Here is a 19,252-nt window from a genome sequence, read left to right on the forward strand (position 1 = left end):
CAATGGATACATTCTCCAAAAGAGACTGTCATCCCTAATTCTAACCGAATTCTCAAAAGGGGGAAACTTATGAGAATTCACAATATTTTAAGTGTATGTATGTAGTAAAAAGAGATGGCCGTCAGGAACCGGTTATGTTTGACAAAATCACCGCAAGGGTAAAGAAGTTATGTTACGAGCTAAGTGATTTTGTAGATCCGGTAAAGATCTCAATGCGTGTTATAGAAGGGTTGTACGACGGTGTTACTACAAGTGAGCTAGATAACCTTGCAGCAGAAACTGCAGCATCTATGACTACCAGTCACCCAGATTATGCAAAGCTTGCAGCACGTATCTCTGTATCAAACCTACATAAGAACACAAAGAAGTCATTTTCTGAAGTGATGACAGACCTTTATCAATACGTAAACCCACGTACTGGTAAAAAGGCACCTATGGTAGCAGACGAGGTGTATAAAGTCATTATGGATAACAAAGATGAGCTAGACTCAACAATTATCTACAACCGTGATTTTGGATATGATTACTTTGGTTTTAAAACACTTGAGCGTTCATACCTACTTAAGATTAACGGTCAGATAGCAGAGCGTCCTCAGCATATGTTAATGCGTGTATCTATAGGGATTCACCTTAACGATCTAGAGGCAGCAAAGGAGACATATATGTTAATGTCTAAAAAATACTTTACACACGCTACACCTACATTATTTAACTCAGGTACACCTAAGCCTCAAATGTCATCTTGTTTCCTACTTACAATGAAGGATGACAGTATAGAAGGTATATATGATACACTTAAACAAACAGCAAAGATTTCTCAAAGCGCAGGAGGTATAGGGTTATCTATACACAACATACGTGCAAAGGGGGCATATATAGGAGGTACTAATGGTACGTCTAACGGTATTGTGCCTATGCTTAAAGTGTTTAATGACACGGCACGTTATGTAGATCAAGGAGGAGGAAAACGTAAAGGTTCTTTTGCAATCTATATGGAGCCTTGGCACGCAGATATTTTTGACTTCTTAGATCTTAAGAAAAACCACGGAGCAGAAGAGATGAGAGCCCGTGATCTTTTTTATGCAATGTGGATCTCAGACTTGTTTATGAAACGAGTACAAGAGGATGGAAAGTGGACACTTATGTGTCCTAATGAATGTCCGGACCTTTTTAACGTACACGGTGAAGAGTTTGAAGCGCTTTATACAAAGTACGAACAAGAAGAAAGAGGTCGCAGGACTATAAAAGCACGTGAACTGTGGGAGAAAATTATGGAGTCTCAAATTGAGACAGGTACACCATATATGCTCTACAAGGATGCTGCAAACCGTAAGTCTAACCAAAAAAACCTTGGTACCATACGTTCTTCAAACTTATGTACAGAGATTCTTGAGTATACCTCAGAAGACGAGGTGGCAGTATGCAACCTTGCATCTATAGCATTACCTATGTTTGTAAAGAACGGTGCTTTTGATCACGAAGAGCTTTATAAAATCACGGTACGTGCAACAAAGAATCTTAACAAGGTAATAGATCGTAACTACTACCCAGTAATTGAGGCAGAAAACTCTAATATGCGTCACCGTCCTATCGGACTTGGTGTGCAGGGTCTTGCAGATACATTTATAAAACTGCGTTTACCTTTTACAAGCGACGAGGCTAAAAAGCTTAACCAAGAGATTTTTGAGACACTATATTTTGCAGCGGTAACAGCTTCAAAAGATATGGCTAAGGTAGAAGGACCTTACCAAAGTTTTGAAGGATCACCTATCTCACAAGGAGAGTTCCAGTATAACCTATGGAATATAAAGGATGAGGAATTAAGTGGTCGTTGGGACTGGGCATCACTTCGTAAAGAAGTAATGGAGCACGGTGTGCGTAACTCACTACTTGTAGCACCTATGCCTACAGCATCTACTTCTCAAATACTTGGTAATAACGAGGCTTTTGAACCATATACTTCTAATATTTATACACGTCGTGTGCTGTCTGGAGAGTTTATTGTGGTAAACAAGCACCTACTAGAAGACCTCGTGGCGCTTAACCTTTGGAATGATGATCTTAAAGCAGCTATTATGCGTGCAAATGGATCTATACAAGGGATAGATGTGATACCTGCAGACTTAAAAGAACTGTATAAAACTGTATGGGAAATGTCTATGAAAGATATTATAGATATGTCTCGCCAGAGAGGGTACTTTATTGACCAGTCACAATCTCTTAACTTATTTATGGAAGGGGCAAACTTTGCAAAGCTTACCTCTATGCATTTCTACGCGTGGCAAAGCGGATTAAAAACAGGTATGTATTACCTCCGTACAAAATCTGCGGTAGATGCTAAGAAGTTTACACTTTCTGCAAAGAAAAAAGAGGCTCCGGTTACTGCACCTACAGCGCCAAAACAGCAAGTAGCGGCAAGAGCTGCACAAACGCTTACAGCAACTCAAGCCCCAGCACCAGCACCTATACCTGCTCCACAAGCAGAGATATCTAAAGTAGATGCTATTGCTCAACACGCGCAAAACGTTGCAGATATGCAAGTGCAAATGAGCTTAGAAGAGCCAGCTCCTGCTTATGAAGCACAGCAAGCACAACTTAAAGAGCAAACTACTGCACAGCAGCCTAACACAGCCCCTATGACGCCAGAAGAAATGAAAGCAATCATAGCACAAGCAAAAGCTGCCGAAGGTGATGACGATTGTTTAATGTGCGGTTCATAAACCGTCAAACATAACTAACCAAAAACGGCTCTCTATTTTATAGAGAGCCGTTTTTTATTTAAACAGTTTTAATCTTAGAATCCTAATACAAAATAGGTCGCTGCTACGGCAATTATGAGAATCACTAATGTGATGATTATAAACGTAGCTCCAAAACGAGTTTTCTTATTATCTTGAAGTAAATACTCTTCCGTTGGGTCTTCTTTATCTTTTATTATATCTGACATATCTATTTATATTTTGGTTAGATAAGTAAGTTACAATGAGGTGTCCGGCATATGATGTGTGTTAAGTATTATTAACAAGAGTTTTGACGTATCATTAACGTTTTTAGGGCTGTTACGCTTTCGCGAAAGCGTAATGTCACCACTTATTATATAAAAAGCCCTACACTTGACGTATAGGGCTTTATTAATGTAATAAAGATGCTTGTTATGATCTCTTGTGTTCTGTGTTGTATAAATCTAGTAGATTCATAATCTCTTCTATAAGATCTTTTGTCTCTAAAAGGAGACCAAAGTATAAAGTCGTATTCTTAGGAGAAGACTCCTCAGAACGGGTACGTTCTACTTGTTTTTGGATCTTGTCTGTAACCTGGCCATAAAGCTCATCCTTCTTACCTAGAAGCGCCTCGATGCGCATATAGTTACGATCATTAAAGGCAGTGGCTGTTTCTTGTAAGAACTCACTTAGCTTGTTGTCTATCTCTTGTAGGTCTTTAATTTGAGTAAAACGTAGTGGTTTGTGATTGTTGTTTACGTGCTTATAACTAGCTTTTGCAATATACTCTAGCGATTGTGTGATATCTTCTAGGTAACCTAATATCTCAATGTAGAAATTAGAGCCACGTACAGAGGTTTCTTCAAGATTCTTTATAAAGTAAAAGATGTTGTTGCGTAGTTCATCTATCTCATCATTGAGCTTCTCTACGGTACCTCTACTTTTCTTAAGGCTGCCCACTTTATTTTTTGCAAGACCTTTAAGAGTACCAGTGTAGATCTTATTGGTACGTAAGATTGTTTTTGCAATATTGTCTGCACTTTCTTCTATAATTCCAGAGATAGTCTGGCTTTCTGCTTTACGTAAGTCTTCTTCTATTTGTGCTTTTTTATTACTCTTTTTTGTAGCTATATAGTTACGTACGAGCATAGCTATGGCGAGTATAAAAAGACCTATTATTGCTAGGTTGCCACCTAAGTACATTAAGTATGCAAAGATACCTGCCGCTGTAAATGCGCTAAATGCTGTTAAGAACCATCCTCCTATTACATTAAGTACTCCCGCAACACGATATACGGCGCTCTCTGCTCCCCACGCACGATCTGCAAGAGAAGTTCCCATTGCAACCATAAACGTAACGTAGGTGGTAGATAATGGTAATTTAAGACCCGTTGCTATTGAGATAAGTACACTCGCAACAACCAGGTTTACTGCTGCACGCACCATATCAAAAGCTGGAGCGTCTATTGCTTTTGTGCTTGTCATTAAAACAGGGGTAAAGCTTTTGTTTATTCTATTTCTAATAGGAGCAGGTAATATTTTATTAACCCCAGTATTTGCTATAATAACTAGGCGTACTAGATTTTGAGAAACCCAGTTAGGTTTAAAACGTTCTTTTACTTCATCTTGGCGTGATAAATCTACAGAAGTTTTTACTACGCGTCTAGCCTTTTTACTAAACCAGAGTGTTAACACCATTATAAGTCCTGCAACGAGGAGGAGTATAGGTTGTGTAGGTACTTTTTCGGCCAGTTGCTCCATACTAAATGCATCTGGTAAAATACCAGAGCCAGACCACGCTCCAAAAGAGTTATAAGCTGCCATAGGGACACCTATGAAGTTTACTAGGTCATTACCAGCAAATGCCATTGCAAGTGCAAAAGTTCCTAGTATGATAACAAGTCTATAAATGTTTTGTTTTAAGACTGCGTGTGATACCCAAGATAGTATGGTCCACACAATAAAGTTAGCTCCTAAAAACTGTAAAAGATTTTCATTTGCCCAGCTACTAAAAGCAGGAGGAAGTATATCTGCACCTTTAAGCCCTTTTATGATGATAAAATAAGAAATTGCAGACACGGCAATACCACCAAAAACAGCTGCAACCCAAGATGCCTTTTTCTGAAAATCAAAAGTAAGGAGTACTCTTGTAATGAGCTGTATAATAGCTCCTACAGAAAATGCAATAAAGACGGAGAGTAAAATACCTAAAATGATCTCTGTAGCCTTATCAGTATTAATATACTCGCCCAGTTGTAAGAGTGAGTCACTATTGTTAGAAATCTTTATAATAGACATCACCACGGCTGCGCCTAAAAGCTCAAATACAATAGATACGGTAGTAGAGGTGGGCATACCTAGACTATTAAAAATATCTAGCAGTATGATATCTGTAATCATTACTGCCATAAATATGATCATTATCTCATTGAAGTAAAACTGACTAGGGTCAAAAATACCCTTACGAGCAACCTCCATCATACCACTTGAAGATAAAGCCCCAAAGGCAATACCTACACTAGCAACAATCATCACTGTTCTAAACGTGACAGCTTTTGATCCTATAGCCGAGTTTAAAAAGTTTACCGCATCATTACTCACTCCTACTACAAGGTCTGCAATCGCAAGAATTGCAAGAGCGGCAATCATAAATATGTAAATGTTATCCATAAAAACGTACTGAAAAGACTAAAAGTGCAAAAATCTTAAATCTAAAAACCCTAGGTATTATCTAAAGGTTAAGTCGTGCGAAAGATAAGAAGTTTTAGGGCGTCAAGAACAATATTACTATTACTAATGTGATGGTAAAATGGACTTTTTTAATGCTAACTATCTGTCTGTATGTAAATTATAATTGTTAAAAAAAATTATATAAATCATTGAAAATGAGACAAATATAGATTTAATGTAAACTTTATGTAAATAAAAAGTTACCTTATTGTTGATTAATGGTAAAGTTTAAGTTATCTTTACAGGGTAAATAATTAAAAAGCGAAGAATATGAAAAAGATAATGATGATAGCGGCAGCACTTTTAATGGTAGTTTCTGTACAGGCACAAGAGGATGTTGTAAAAAACATATACGTAGAAAATGGAGACGTCATTGAGGCGACAATTCATTTTGATACAGGAGAGGTAAGTCAGACGGGTTACTTTACAAAGGATGGTAAAATTACAGGAGAATGGACAAGTTTTGATCGTAATGGAAACAAAACAGCAACAGCTCAATACGATAAGGGACAAAAAGTAGGTACTTGGTTTTTCTGGTCATCAGAGAAGCTTACAGAGGTTAACTATAGAGATTCTAGAGTTGCAGAGGTAAACACTTGGAAAAACGAAGGGACACGAGTAGTAAGCAATAGATAATATTTACGCTTTCGCGAAAGCGAACATATTTCCCCCATATATTATAAAAAAAGGTCTCCGCTATGGAGACCTTTTTTTGTGGCTAATTCAAATAATTGTTGATTAAAACTTAAAGCTGTAGCTTAAGCTAAAATCTTGTCCAGGGCTCCACTTAGAGAATAACTGGTCTTCTGCTCCAAACGATTGGAAAACACTCTCACGGTCATCATTAAGTAAGTTACCAGCTTTAAAGGTGATAGTTTGATTTTGATCTTCTCCAAAGGACTTTGAAAGGTTAAACTTAAGATCGTTAAATGGAAGTGTATATACATCTGGTACTTCTTCAGATGCAACAATTTGTAGTGTTTTACCTTGTACGTTGTAAAAAAGGCCTGATTTCCATCCTGTTTCTTTAGATTCAAAAGCAATACCTGCATTTAGTAAATAAGGTGATTGTCCTTGTAGTACACGGCCATCTCCTAGACTTTCACCTTCTCTTAAAAGGTTTTCTCTAAAAATTAGTTCATCAGCATTGTAAGTTTCATTAGACTCAATGATAGATGTGTTTACGTTAAGAGAGAAATTGTCAAGTCCTATAATATCAAGACTTTTACGTACCTCAAGCTCTATACCATAGACCTCTGCGTCACCAAGGTTTCTGGGTGTTATTTGCCCAGTCGCTTCTTTAATGAATGTTAGTTCTATAGGATCTTTGAATTCCTTATAAAACCCAGAAAGTGCTACGAAGTCACCTAGTCCAAACTTCTTTTCTTCTTCTCCGTAAATCTCATAACGAAGGTCGAAGTTGTTTATATATGAAGGCTGTAGATTTATGTTACCTATAAACAAGAGACTATTTATCGGGTCAAAGATTTGTGCATTAGACGCTTCTTTAAATGATGGTCTCGCCGTTGTTCTTGCAAAAGAAGCTCTCAGTTTTTGAGCACCTTCTTCATTCATATCAAAGATTAAGTTTGCAGACGGATAAAAATCAAATTTGTCTAAAATTTTCTCACCATCAAAGATTTGTCCATTCTGGTTTTGTCCTGAATAAATAAGATCAAACTTCTCTGCACGTAAACCTACAATTGCTGTAAACCAGCTAGAAGGTCTAAACTCTTCTGACGCATAAAGCGCAGCAATATTCATATTAGAATCAAAAGAATCATTTTCGTTTGAATCTTTTCTTACAAAAAATCCAGAATCATCTGTAGCGCTGTAAGCATATTGCCCTAAAATAGCATTTGGATCTCCGTTTAATAACGTAGAGTCGAAGTTTCTAAATGGTGTAGAAAAACGTATTGTGGCAAAATCACGTTGTTTGTATGTAAATGCTCCTCCAAATTTAAGCTTAGCATCTTTTTCAAAAAGTTGGTGCTTGCGTGTTAAGTCTAATTTACTTGCTACATTTATTTCATCTAGTTCTCTAAAAAAACGTGAAGCATCACCAGACTCAGATGGACTTATAATAAAATCTCCAGAATCTTCATTAATTAAGAAAGGAGTTGATCTGAAATCTTTATCATCTACATTTGAAAACGTAGGAGATAATTTCCACTCTGTTGTCCAGCTCGCATCTTCATTAGTATGTTTACCACTAAAAAAGAGGTTAGTAAGAGCACGCTCTGTGTAAATAAGAACGTCTTTTTTAACCGTGTTACTGTTATCTATACGGTTAGTTTGTGTCAAGAGAGATGCTCCAGACTCACCATTTTGTATGTGTAGTACATTAAAGCGATACTTAGAGCGGTCTGTCTTGTACGATAGGCCTCCTAGTGCACTTATTAGTACATTGTTTTCTCCTCTTTCACCTTGTTGCGTTCTATCAGTATTTAACTCAAAAATACTAGGATCTGTATCTTTTCTAAAACGTTGTCCATCTACATAATCATCATAATAAGTAGTTTCGTTTTTGTAAGAAACAGAAGCAAGGAAACCGAGTTTGTTGTCACCTACATCATAAGAGTTACCTGTGGTAAATGACAGGCTCATATCTGCACCACTATTTTCACGTGCTGCTGCTAGGGTAGGGTTAAGTCTTCCAGCAAGAAATTCTGCCGTATTTGGCGTAGTGGTAGGGAAGTTGAATTCTTGGTTCTCATTAAAAGGGTTACTACGTAAACCGTCATCAAAACCTAAAAAGTCAGTACCACTAGACTCGTTAGTGATGTAATTACTGTTAAAGTGAAAGTCTGGATTGTAACCTAACCCAATAGATGCGCTAGACTGCTTTCCGTTAGGGATGTCTTTTGTTACAATATCTACAACTCCACCTGTAAAATCTGCAGGTTGATCTGCAGTAGATGATTTTACTACGATAATGTTTTCAAGTAGTGATGATGGAAAGATGTCTAGTTGTAGTGTATTACGGTCTGGATCTAGACCTGGTACATCTACACCATTAAGTATTGTTTTTGTGTAGCGATCTCCAAGGCCACGTACATAAACATATTTACCTCCTTGTACAGATACCCCTGGTACATTACGTACAGCAGAAGCTACGTTACTTGCTCCACTCTTTTTGATGCTTTCTAATGAAAGACCATCTAGTAACTGCACAGATTTTCTCTGTAGATTCAAAACAGATTGTTCTGTGTTTTTACGTGCAGTAGTTGTGATGACAACCTCGTCTAGAGACGCTCCAGAAAGTGTTACGTCTAGTACTGTTGTGCTTCCTTCTTTTACCACAACTTCAGAAATTTGTTGTGTAGTGTATCCCACAAACGAGAATTCGATTACATACGTCCCTGGCTCGACATCCAGCGTGTATTTACCGTCAAAGTCTGAGGTGGTTCCTTTAGTAGTTCCTTGAACGAGGATGTTTGCAAAAGGTAAAATGTCATTAAGTTGACCGTCATTTACAGTACCTGCAATGGTACCAGTTTGAGCTTGTAAGCTTATGGCAGTTACTAAAAGAAAGAATGAATAAATTAAAGTTTTCATAGGTGTTATAATTCATAAGATTGCCCGCTATAGCTAGCGGGCAAATCTCAATTGATAATTTTGGTGTATTGTGATATTATATTAATTAGTCAATCACACCAGATGTACTTGCTGCTGCAAATGTCCATCCAAATACTGTAAGGTCTGCACCGCCAGATGTTCCTGTTGTTGCCCAGTCTGCAGCTTGATCTGTAAATGAAGGAGTGATTATTGTAGACTCACCGTCTCCAGTTTTTTCTACAAAGATGCTGTTTGCCTCTGTTGGTCCGTTTACTACCCAGTTTGAGAAGCTTACTAAACCGTCTATGTAGTTTTGAGCAACTCCATTGTTGTCAAGCTCTACATCTTTACCATCTTGGAATCCTGTAGCATATACGTTGTTTGTTGCTCCCTGAGCACCATCACGGTAATCTGCATACTCACCATTTGGAGCATCAGCGCTACCTATGATAGTAAGACCATCTATTACAAAAGCACCGTTTAAAGATCCTTCTGGTCCGTCTATTTCAAGTGCGTGGTCAGAAATGTTTCCAGCTACTACTACAGAGTTTGTGATAGTTCCAGAGTAAGCTTGGTCGATATCAAGACCGTCATCTCCTTGTGCCCATACTAAAAGGTTAGAAGCGTTTACTGTTCCTCCAAAGAATTCTACTCCGTCATCTACGTTTCCTACAACCTCTACGTGATCTACAGTTGTACCTGTACCTACACCACCTAGTGTAAGACCGTTAATTTCGTTTCCTTCTCCTATTAATGTTCCTCCGTGACGGATAGAAACATAAGATATTGTTCCAGAATCATCTGCAGCATCTGTACCTCCGTAAAGTCCGTTTGTATCATCTGCAGGGATACCTTCAATTTGTGTTGCTTCTATATCACCATCTTCAGAGATAGGTGCTCTTCCTAGTACGATAAGCCCTCCCCATAAACCACGGGTGTTTTCATCAAGAGTTCCTACTGTCTGTCCTACTGCAATTCCATCTGCAGCAGATGTCATAATGATAGGTGCAGTTGCTGTACCGTTTGCTTCTATTTTTGCTCCTCTTGCAATTACAAGTACAGATGCGTTTGCCTCTTGACCTGCAAAGGCCTTTATGATTGTTCCCGGCTCTATAGTAAGTGTATTGCCAGCAGTTACTGTAACACGTCCATCTAGTTCCCAGATTGTATCTGCTGTAAGTGTAAGATCCTCATTGATTTCACCTGTAAGAGTTCCGTTAACTGTCTCTCCTGGTGTTTCAGTAGGCTGTTCTGTAATAACTATTGGTTGGTCATCATCTCCACAACTTACTAGTAGTGCACTTGCGAATGCTACGCTTAAAAAGAATTTTTTCATTGTTAATCGAGTTAGTTTTGAATCTTGTTTTGTTCGCTGCAAATATCATCACATTTTCTAGCGGGTGGATTATGGGAGTGTTACGCTTCCTTTATTAACAGGTAATATTTATGTTAGTTAAATGTTAAGAGGGTTTGGTTTACTTAACATTTGTGAGGAGATGTAGATTACGCTTTCGCGAAAGCGTAAAACCCACTATCTTGTCTACCTTTAAGAAATAGATAACTATGATGCAATGGGAACGCCTGCTTTCACTCAAAAGACAGGGAGATACAAATAAAAGATTACGAGCAGAGCAAGATGAAACGAGGTTAGGTTTTGAGGTAGACTATGATCGTATTATATTTTCATCGGCTTTTAGGAGTCTACAAGATAAGACACAAGTAATCCCTTTGTCTAAAACAGATTTTGTTCATACACGACTCACACACAGTCTTGAAGTAGCTGTTGTAGGGAGGTCTTTAGGAAGACAAGTAGGTAAGCGTATTTTAGAAAAATACCCACATCTGGCAGAAGTACACGGTTATAAGATGAATGATTTTGGAGCTATAGTCGCTGCGGCTGCGCTGGCTCACGATATAGGTAATCCCCCCTTTGGTCATTCTGGAGAGAAATCTATAGGTGATTTTTTTAAAAATGGAGAGGGTAAACGATTTAAGTCTGAGCTTACAGAAAAGGAGTATGAAGACCTTTGTAGCTTTGAAGGAAATGCAAACGGATTTAAAATTCTTACCGAGTCAAGACCTGGTGCAGATGGTGGCTTGAGACTCTCTTATGCGACTCTGGGTACTTTTATGAAATATCCAAAAGAGTCACTACCTCATAAACCTACGAAGCATATAGCCGATAAGAAATACGGTTTCTTTCAAGAAGATAAGGAAGCTTTTAAAGAAGTTGCAGAGGAGCTGGGACTTATCCAGACTCGTACAGGAGAAGATGTAAGTTATGCAAGGCACCCACTTACATTTCTAGTAGAGGCGGCAGATGATATCTGTTATACAATTATAGATTTTGAGGATGGTATAAACCTTGGACTTATACCAGAAGAGTATGCATTAGAGTATCTTATTAAGTTAGTTCCTCATATTAATAGGTCTAAGTATGCGGCTCTTACTGAAAAGTCTGCACGAGTAGGTTACTTACGTGCGCTTGCTATAGGAACTTTAATAGATGAAGCCGTTTCTATATTTATGGATAATGAAGAGGCTATACTCAATGGTATTTTTGCAAAAGGTTTATTGGATAAATCTAGTTATGAAGCACAAATTAACGACGTACTTAAAATAAGTGTCTCAAATATTTACCAGAGTGATGAGGTGATCTCAAAAGAGATTGCTGGATATGAAATTTTAAATACATTATTAACAGCGCGTTGTAAGGCTATTACAGAAAAGCCGACACACTACGATAAGCTGGTGATACAATTATTTAAAACACGTACTGGAGAAGATAATTCCCTTTATCAAGAATTGTTGGAAATATGCAATCAGGTATCTGTTATGACAGATAGCAAGTCGTTGAAAATTTTTGAACAGCTTAAGGGAATGAATATTTCTAGTTAAACAAGACTGTTAATCATTATTTTGCATTTGTATTAACACATTTGTTAGCATAACTTTACCCAGCTTACTAAAATCCTAAATATATGCTTAAACATTACTCAAAATTTCTTGCTATTCTTTTCTTGTTTGGCGCTGCTGGTTTGCAGGCCCAAGATTATGTATCCCTATTGCAAGAACAATTAATCAATCAAAGATCTGAGTCTGGAATTACAACCTCAGATGTAGACGACTTGTATGTGTACAGTCAGTCTAGAACGCAAAAAACAGGCATCACACACGTGTATGCCGGACAGAAATACAATGATATTTCTATTTTTAATGCTGCTGTAAACGGTGCTTTTAATGGTCAAGAGCTCGTTTATATGACAAATACACTAGAGGCAAACGTAGCTTCACGTGTTAATGCAACGGTTCCACAACTTAATCCTTTGCAAGCGGCAGCATCTGCAGCAACGAGATTAGGATTAGGTACAGGTTCTTTCTCATTAATTGAAACCGTTACTACCAAGGAGTTCTTACTTAATACGGGTAATGTTTCTCTAGAAGATGTACCTGTAGAGCTTGTTTACGTGCCGGTAGGTGATGCACTTGTGCTAGCTTGGGACCTTAACATCCATACCCTAGACGGTAAACACTGGTGGAGTGTGCGCATAGATGCAAGCAGTGGAGAGATTCTTGACCAGAATGACTGGGTGGTTTCTTGTTCTTTTGGAACACATAATCACAAAGCTGTTACAAGCCGAAAAGTAAAAGAAGAAAACAACTTTACACTTTTTAAGGCAAATCAAGCAAATGCAGCCTTAGCTGGAGAACAGTATTTTGTTTATCCACTTCCTTTTGAAAGTCCTAATCACGGAGATGCTGCTTTAGTAGTAGAACCACAAGATGCACTTGCATCACCTTTTGGGTGGCACGATACAGATGGAGTAGAGGGAGCAGAGTTTACAATTACAAGAGGTAATAATGTATATGCACTTGATGACACTGCCGGTGATAATGAAACGACCATTGGCTCATCACCAGATGGTGGAGAAGCTTTAAGTTTTGACTTCCCCTATAATTTTGATACAAATCCTGTAAATATGTTAGATGCAGCGACAACTAACCTATTCTATTGGAATAATATAATGCACGACGTTTTATACCAATATGGTTTTGATGAAGAAAATGGGAATTTTCAACAAACCAATTATACAGGTATGGCAGATGGTGATGATTTTGTAGTGGCAGATGCTCAAGATGGATCTGGACTTAATAATGCAAACTTTGCAACACCACCAGATGGATTTAATCCAAGAATGCAAATGTTCTTGTTTTCTGCATCAGGTCCTCCTGGTGATCTGGTAACGATTGCTGAGGGTCCTTTAGCAGGTGGTTATGTTGGAGTTCCTTCGCAGTTTGGAGCACCTATCCCAGAAGATGAGGCTATTGTAGGAGATCTTGTACTTACTATAGATGATAACTCTGGTGCAGACTCTACAGATGAGTATGATGCTTGTGATGTTATTACAAATGGCGAGGACCTTGTGGGTAAAATTGCTGTCCTAAGAAGAGGAGCTTGTGAGTTTGGAGTTAAAGTACTTGCTGCCGAAAATGCTGGTGCCGTAGCTGTTATCGTAGTAAATAACGTGGCAGATGCGCCTATCGCAATGGCTCCTGGAGCTGTAGGAGATCAGGTAACAATACCTAACCTAATGGTCTCATTAGAAGATGGTGAGGCTATCATAGCTGCATTACTAGCTGGCGAAACAGTAAACGCATCTATTTTATTTACAGGGCCATACCAAGTAGATGGTGATCTTGATAATGGAATTATAGCTCACGAGTATGGTCACGGTGTTTCAAATAGACTTACAGGTGGTAGAAATAATGCTAACTGTATGCGTACTTGTGTTGAATTTGATAATGATGGTTGTGTTGCTGGTAAGGCTACAGAGGTGATGAGCGAAGGATGGTCAGATTATTTTGGACTAATGGTAACTATGCAAGAAGGAGATACTGGAGCAGATATACGTGGCGTAGGAACTTTTGCGGTAGGTGAAGATACAGATGGTGGAGGAATAAGACCTACTCCTTATAGCACAGATCTTGCTATAAACAACTCAACTTATGATAGTGTAGCAACTTTTGAAAATACAACGGCTCCACACCCAGTAGGTTATGTTTGGACGACTATGATCTGGGATATGACTTGGAATCTTATAGAAGAATATGGTTTTGATGCAGATATTTACAACGGTACAGGAGGTAATAACATCGCATTACAATTAGTGATAGATGGTCTTAAGTTACAACCTTGTAACCCAGGATTTGTAGATGGTCGTGATGCCATACTAGCAGCTGTAGAGATGAGTCCTTACCTAGCAGATGAAGATGAAAAGGCAGCCGTGGGTTGTATCATATGGAATTCTTTTGCAAATAGAGGTTTAGGATGGTCTGCAGATCAAGGTGACTGGAGAGAAAGAGAAGATGGTACATCTGCTACAGATTTACCACCAGATAACTTAAACCCTTGTAATGGTCCACTTTCTGTTGCAGAGGTAGGAGACGGTGTATTTAGTATCTTCCCTAACCCTTCTAATGGAGAGATAAACATTGCAGTAGCAACTCCTCAAGGAGCTGGTACGGTGAAGATTGTTGATATTAATGGTCGTACAGTATTCTCAAAAGATGTTGTTCTTCAAGATACAGTAAGATTACAGGCAGAAGGTCTGGCAACAGGTATATATTTACTACAAGTACAGACAGACTTAGGGACTGAGACTACAAAACTCATTATTGAGTAGTAGCTTTAAGTCTAAATTATTTAAAATCGGTAGGTCACAAGCCTGCCGATTTTTTTTATGCGAAGTTTTTAAGAAGTAAAGAAAGTGAAGCTACAGAAATACCAGCTTCTTCATATTGCTGCTCTACCGTAGCGTGTTCTATAAAAGTATCGGGTATGCCTAAGATGGTAAGGGATCCTTTGTACGCTTTCGCGAAAGCGTAATCACCCACGCTACTACCTAGACCGCCTATTTTTGAACCATCTTCTACAGTAATGATATGCTCATAAGTGGTAAAAATAGTGTCTAGTAGCGCCTTGTCTAGCGGTTTTAAAAATCCCATATCATACACACTGCAACTTGCATTTACCTCGTTTACTGCGGCCAGTACATTTTTGAGAATGCTACCTAAAGTTATAACAGCAGTCTTCTTTCCTTTGATAACGTTGTAACCTTTACCTATAGATATTTCTTTAAATGGTAATTGCCAGTTTATATGAATACCTCTCCCTCTAGGGTAACGTATCGCAATAGGATGGTCGAGACCCTGCTGGGCAGTGTACATTATATTACGCAAAGCAATCTCATCGCTAGGCGCATAAATAATAAGATTAGGAATACAGTTAAGATAAGCTAGATCATAAACTCCTTGATGCGTGCCACCATCTTGACCCACAAGCCCAGCCCTGTCTAAACAAAAGATAACAGGTAGGTTTTGAAGCGCTACGTCGTGTATTACTTGGTCATAAGCACGTTGTAAGAACGTTGAGTATATATTGCAAAAAACCACCATACCCTCCGTTGCCAGTCCTGCCGAAAGTGTTACTGCGTGTTGCTCTGCAATACCCACGTCAAAAGCTCTATCTGGAAAAGCTTCAATCATATACTTGAGAGAGCTGCCGGTAGGCATTGCTGGTGTGATACCTATAATTTCTTTATTTAAAGTAGCAAGCTCAACAATGGTGTGGCCAAAAACGTCTTGATATTTAGGAGGCTGTGGAGTGCTATCTTTTGCCACTCTAATGCCTGTTGTAGCATCAAACTTGCCTGGGGCGTGATAGGTGATTTGCTCACGCTCTGCGAGAGCGAGACCTTTACCTTTTGTAGTGATTACGTGTAAAAATTTAGGGCCATTAGTTTTCTTTAACTCCTGTAAAACCTCAATTAAGGCATTTAAATCGTGCCCATCTACAGGCCCAAAGTAACTAAAATTAAGCGCCTCAAAAATATTTTCTTCACGAGCGGTACCTTTTTTTACGTTTGTAAGATACCTCTTGAGAGCACCTACGCTAGGGTCTATGCCTATAGCATTATCATTAAGTATTACAAGCAAGTTTGCGTCTGTAACTCCAGCGTGATTAAGCCCTTCAAAAGCCATACCACTGGCTATAGATGCATCGCCTATTACTGCTATGTGGTGACGGTTATGCGCTCCTTTGAGACCAGCAGCCATCGCCATACCCAGTGCAGCACTTATTGAGGTACTACTGTGACCTGTACCAAAGGTGTCATAAATACTCTCACCTCTATTAGGAAAACCACTTATGCCATCTTTTTGTCTATTAGTATGAAAGATGTCTTTACGACCTGTAAGGATTTTATGCCCGTAAGCTTGGTGACCTACGTCCCAAATCAGGTTATCGCTAGGTGTGTTAAATATATAGTGTAGTGCTATGGTAAGTTCTACAACACCTAAGCTTGCACCTAGGTGCCCTTCTTTGGTAGCAATAATATCTATGATAAACCTACGTAACTCTTGGGCAAGTACTGGTAATTGCTCCGGAGCTAAAGCGCGTAAGTCCGCTGGACTTAAAATGGTATCTAGAATACTTTTTTGCATCGCACAAAGGTACGTCTTGAATCTGTATTTTTATATTCTATAAAACACAACAGATGCTAGAACCATACGACGATACCTACTTTATGAAAAAAGCACTACAAGAGGCTCAAGCCGCTTTTGATCAAGGTGAGATACCCGTGGGAGCTGTTGTTGTGATAGATAATATGATTATAGCGAGAGCTCATAATCTTACAGAGCGCCTCACAGATGTAACTGCGCACGCAGAGATGCAGGCTATTACCAGTGCTTCAAATTATATAGGTGGTAAATATTTGCAGCAGTGCACCTTGTATGTGACGCTGGAGCCCTGCCAGATGTGTGCTGGAGCGTTGTACTGGAGCCAGATAGGGCGTATTGTGTACGGAGCGAGTGATGAACGTCGTGGTTATGAGAAAATGGGCACAACTTTGCATCCTAAAACTAAAGTGGAGCGTGGTATTCTCGCGCACGAGTGTGAGCAAATAATGAAACGCTTCTTTATAGATAAACGCGGACTTAACTAGTAGTAGTTACGCTTTCGCGAAAGCGAACTAAGTATTGCAACCATCGCTATGGCTGCTTCTCACTAAGGTACTTCCAGTATCTTCTAGGTACGTGTTGTAAATGCAGTCTCATATTCTTTCTTGAAGGAATATTAGTGCTCTTAAAATAGTTTTTCCATAGATCTTGATAGTGCATCTCGTCGTGGGTGAAATAAAAAGGCGCTGCCTCACTCGTATTTATATCTTTTGAAATCTCTAGCTTTACGTATGAGATTTTATGCAGGTCATAGTACACTCCATAATGTCTGCACCTGTCATAAATGAGCCATTTTTGGTCTGCATATCTATTTTTGAAGTGAATCGCATTAAGTGGTAGCGTGTCAAAATCTGGTTCTATCTCTGCAAAGTAAACATTGTCTTTTGTGAGTTTAAACCGTACAAAGGCATCCATTCTGTGTTTTTCTCGACCCACCATTTTTACAAGATTGCTCAGTCTCAAAACATCTACATCTGCATAATCTTCTGTAACCCGATGTCCTAAAAAACCTTTTTTTATAATGCGTAGAAGCACGCGCTCACGATCTGGTTTTTCACTGAGGAAAGCTCGATAAATCCAGTCGCCTGCTTTTTTGCCTATTTTGGTTTGTATGCCTTTCCATACGCGGTCTGCTTTTACTTGATCTGTGTAGATAATGTGCTCCTCATCAAAGAAATTTTCGGTAGCGATGCGCTCGCTTACTATTTTTACCACCAAAGGTTTGCGCTCATATACCTCAAACACCGAAGAAAGAAAACCTTCAAAGGTGCCATCATATATGTATTGATCTATCATTCCCATATCAAGAGGTTGTTAAAGGAGCATTTGAGCCAAAAAGATTGAGCTGGTTACTATATGCACCACGCCACTTGCTTCCAGATGTTCCCATAATCAAGCTCTTTAATTGTGCGGCAGTACGGTCTTTGGTCTCAAAAGTTGAAGAGTCACATATGAGAAAATATTGCGCTCTGTTCATAGAGATGCCTATCGCTTTAAGGTGCTCCCAGTTTAGTTTTCTATAGCGGCGTGCTTGTATAATTTTATGCACAGATCGCATCCCTATACCTGGTATGCGTGCGAGCATTCTCCGGTCTGCTTTATTAATATCTACGGGAAAGTGTTCTAGATTGCGTAGTGCCCAGCTTAGTTTTGGGTCTATGTCTGTTTCAAGGTTAGGGTGCTCCTTATTGAGTAACTCACGTATGTCAAACCCGTAAAAACGCAACAGCCAGTCTGTCTGGTATAATCTGTTTTCTCGCATCATAGGTACTTCTGTGCCTATAGATGGTAGACGCTCGTCATAGCTTATAGGTATGTAGCCAGAGTAGTACACGCGTTTCATTTTAAACTGTTTGTAAAAGTATGCGCTGGTATACATAATCTCTGCATCTGTCTCACCGCTTGCACCTATAATCATTTGTGTGCTCTGGCCTGCCGGAGCATAAATAGGTGTGCTTTTTATGAGTTTCTTCTCGCTCTTGTACTGTATGATTTCATTTTTTACCTTTTGCATAGGTTTTATAAAATCTTCCCGTTTCTTATCTGGTGCAAGTAGTTTTAATCCCTTTTCTGATGGGATCTCTATGTTTACAGATAATCTATCTGCATATAGACCTGCCTCTCGCATAAGCTCGTCACTGGCTCCTGGTATAGATTTGAGATGTATGTACCCATTAAAGTTTTCTTCCTCGCGCAACTTTTTTGCCACAGCAACAAGTCGCTCCATTGTATAGTCTGCATTTTTAAAAATGCCACTGCTCAAAAACAATCCTTCTATATAATTACGGCGGTAAAAGTTAATGGTAAGATCTACCACCTCTTGAACTTTAAATGCAGCTCGCTTTATATCATTACTCTTACGTGTGACGCAGTATGCACAGTCAAAGATGCAGTGGTTGGTAAGTAAAATTTTAAGTAAAGACACACACCTGCCATCTTCTGTGTAAGTGTGACAAATGCCCATACCACTCGAGTCTCCCAAACCTTTATTTTTATTTGCACGCTTACTACCACTAGAGGAGCAAGAGACATCATACTTTGCAGCATCTGCAAGGATGTTTAGTTTTTCTTTAATACGTTCAAAATTCATAATTTAGGATTTATGTCAAAATTATGGAAATATTCCTAACAATAAGATAGATTCCTAATTATAGTGAACGATTTTGAAATCTTTTTGTGCGCTTTCGCGAAAGCGTAATCACTTATCATCGACTACTATTATG

At 38.8% G+C, this 19,252-nt stretch carries 12 protein-coding genes; 5 read left to right on the forward strand and 7 right to left on the reverse strand.

Annotation, left to right across the window (positions count from 1 at the left end; genetic code table 11):
• Positions 1 to 95 precede the first annotated feature (95 nt).
• On the forward strand, positions 96 to 2,720 hold the full coding sequence (locus Q0948_RS12065) for a ribonucleoside-diphosphate reductase subunit alpha (RefSeq protein ID WP_298353004.1): 2,625 nt from the start codon (positions 96 to 98) through the stop codon (positions 2,718 to 2,720).
• 74 nt (positions 2,721 to 2,794) lie between these two features.
• On the opposite strand, the gene Q0948_RS12070 is transcribed toward Q0948_RS12065, so the two are convergent.
• Together Q0948_RS12070 and Q0948_RS12075 are read right to left on the reverse strand one after the other, a co-directional pair.
• Positions 2,795 to 2,947 carry a hypothetical protein gene (locus Q0948_RS12070; RefSeq protein ID WP_169741093.1) on the reverse strand — a complete coding sequence of 51 codons (153 nt, stop codon included), beginning with the start codon at positions 2,945 to 2,947 and terminating at the stop codon, positions 2,795 to 2,797.
• A 205-nt stretch (positions 2,948 to 3,152) separates the two neighbouring features.
• A complete protein-coding gene (locus tag Q0948_RS12075) occupies positions 3,153 to 5,390 on the reverse strand; it encodes an inorganic phosphate transporter (protein WP_298353010.1) in 2,238 nt (745 codons plus the stop codon).
• A 330-nt stretch (positions 5,391 to 5,720) separates the two neighbouring features.
• Between Q0948_RS12075 and Q0948_RS12080 the strand changes: the two genes are divergently transcribed.
• Positions 5,721 to 6,086 carry a nicotinic acid mononucleotide adenyltransferase gene (locus Q0948_RS12080; protein WP_298353013.1) on the forward strand — a complete coding sequence of 122 codons (366 nt, stop codon included), beginning with the start codon at positions 5,721 to 5,723 and terminating at the stop codon, positions 6,084 to 6,086.
• A 102-nt stretch (positions 6,087 to 6,188) separates the two neighbouring features.
• Here the strand turns inward: Q0948_RS12080 and Q0948_RS12085 are convergent, their stop codons facing one another.
• Both Q0948_RS12085 and Q0948_RS12090 read right to left on the reverse strand, forming a co-directional pair.
• Entirely contained in the window at positions 6,189 to 9,008 is a 2,820-nt protein-coding gene (locus Q0948_RS12085) for a TonB-dependent receptor (protein WP_298353015.1), read from the reverse strand.
• An 85-nt stretch (positions 9,009 to 9,093) separates the two neighbouring features.
• Positions 9,094 to 10,344, reverse strand: coding sequence for a hypothetical protein (locus tag Q0948_RS12090; protein WP_298353018.1), 1,251 nt, complete (start codon positions 10,342 to 10,344; stop codon positions 9,094 to 9,096).
• Between the two features lie 230 nt (positions 10,345 to 10,574).
• On the opposite strand from Q0948_RS12090, the gene dgt reads away from it, so the two are divergent.
• Both dgt and Q0948_RS12100 read left to right on the forward strand, forming a co-directional pair.
• Positions 10,575 to 11,906: a dGTP triphosphohydrolase gene (dgt, locus tag Q0948_RS12095; protein ID WP_298353377.1), complete on the forward strand. Its 1,332-nt coding sequence runs from the start codon at positions 10,575 to 10,577 to the stop codon at positions 11,904 to 11,906.
• Between the two features lie 83 nt (positions 11,907 to 11,989).
• Positions 11,990 to 14,692 (forward strand): T9SS-dependent M36 family metallopeptidase, encoded by a 2,703-nt coding sequence (locus tag Q0948_RS12100; protein WP_298353020.1) that lies wholly within the window; start codon positions 11,990 to 11,992, stop codon positions 14,690 to 14,692.
• Positions 14,693 to 14,747: 55 nt separating this feature from the next.
• On the opposite strand, the gene Q0948_RS12105 is transcribed toward Q0948_RS12100, so the two are convergent.
• The gene (locus tag Q0948_RS12105; RefSeq protein ID WP_298353023.1) at positions 14,748 to 16,511 is read right to left on the reverse strand and encodes a 1-deoxy-D-xylulose-5-phosphate synthase; all 1,764 of its coding nucleotides are present in this window, start codon (positions 16,509 to 16,511) and stop codon (positions 14,748 to 14,750) included.
• Between the two features lie 53 nt (positions 16,512 to 16,564).
• Between Q0948_RS12105 and Q0948_RS12110 the strand changes: the two genes are divergently transcribed.
• Positions 16,565 to 17,014 (forward strand): nucleoside deaminase, encoded by a 450-nt coding sequence (locus Q0948_RS12110; protein ID WP_035327102.1) that lies wholly within the window; start codon positions 16,565 to 16,567, stop codon positions 17,012 to 17,014.
• 46 nt (positions 17,015 to 17,060) lie between these two features.
• Here the strand turns inward: Q0948_RS12110 and Q0948_RS12115 are convergent, their stop codons facing one another.
• Together Q0948_RS12115 and Q0948_RS12120 are read right to left on the reverse strand one after the other, a co-directional pair.
• Positions 17,061 to 17,831 carry a TIGR03915 family putative DNA repair protein gene (locus tag Q0948_RS12115; protein ID WP_298353027.1) on the reverse strand — a complete coding sequence of 257 codons (771 nt, stop codon included), beginning with the start codon at positions 17,829 to 17,831 and terminating at the stop codon, positions 17,061 to 17,063.
• A 1-nt stretch (position 17,832) separates the two neighbouring features.
• Complete coding sequence (locus Q0948_RS12120; protein ID WP_298353030.1) at positions 17,833 to 19,119, reverse strand: putative DNA modification/repair radical SAM protein; 1,287 nt, start codon at positions 19,117 to 19,119, stop codon at positions 17,833 to 17,835.
• Positions 19,120 to 19,252 lie beyond the last annotated feature (133 nt).

The organism is uncultured Dokdonia sp. (genome assembly GCF_947496725.1).
Taxonomy (GTDB): Bacteria; Bacteroidota; Bacteroidia; order Flavobacteriales; family Flavobacteriaceae; genus Dokdonia.

Coding starts and splice junctions, on each gene's coding strand:
- dgt (WP_298353377.1), top strand. CDS start 10,575: ATGCAATGGGAACGCCTGCTTTCACTCAAAAGACAGGGAGATACAAAT.
- Q0948_RS12070 (WP_169741093.1), bottom strand. CDS start 2,947: ATGTCAGATATAATAAAAGATAAAGAAGACCCAACGGAAGAGTATTTA.
- Q0948_RS12090 (WP_298353018.1), bottom strand. CDS start 10,344: ATGAAAAAATTCTTTTTAAGCGTAGCATTCGCAAGTGCACTACTAGTA.
- Q0948_RS12085 (WP_298353015.1), bottom strand. CDS start 9,008: ATGAAAACTTTAATTTATTCATTCTTTCTTTTAGTAACTGCCATAAGC.
- Q0948_RS12110 (WP_035327102.1), top strand. CDS start 16,565: ATGCTAGAACCATACGACGATACCTACTTTATGAAAAAAGCACTACAA.
- Q0948_RS12105 (WP_298353023.1), bottom strand. CDS start 16,511: ATGCAAAAAAGTATTCTAGATACCATTTTAAGTCCAGCGGACTTACGC.
- Q0948_RS12075 (WP_298353010.1), bottom strand. CDS start 5,390: ATGGATAACATTTACATATTTATGATTGCCGCTCTTGCAATTCTTGCG.
- Q0948_RS12100 (WP_298353020.1), top strand. CDS start 11,990: ATGCTTAAACATTACTCAAAATTTCTTGCTATTCTTTTCTTGTTTGGC.
- Q0948_RS12115 (WP_298353027.1), bottom strand. CDS start 17,831: ATGGGAATGATAGATCAATACATATATGATGGCACCTTTGAAGGTTTT.
- Q0948_RS12065 (WP_298353004.1), top strand. CDS start 96: ATGTATGTAGTAAAAAGAGATGGCCGTCAGGAACCGGTTATGTTTGAC.
- Q0948_RS12080 (WP_298353013.1), top strand. CDS start 5,721: ATGAAAAAGATAATGATGATAGCGGCAGCACTTTTAATGGTAGTTTCT.
- Q0948_RS12120 (WP_298353030.1), bottom strand. CDS start 19,119: ATGAATTTTGAACGTATTAAAGAAAAACTAAACATCCTTGCAGATGCT.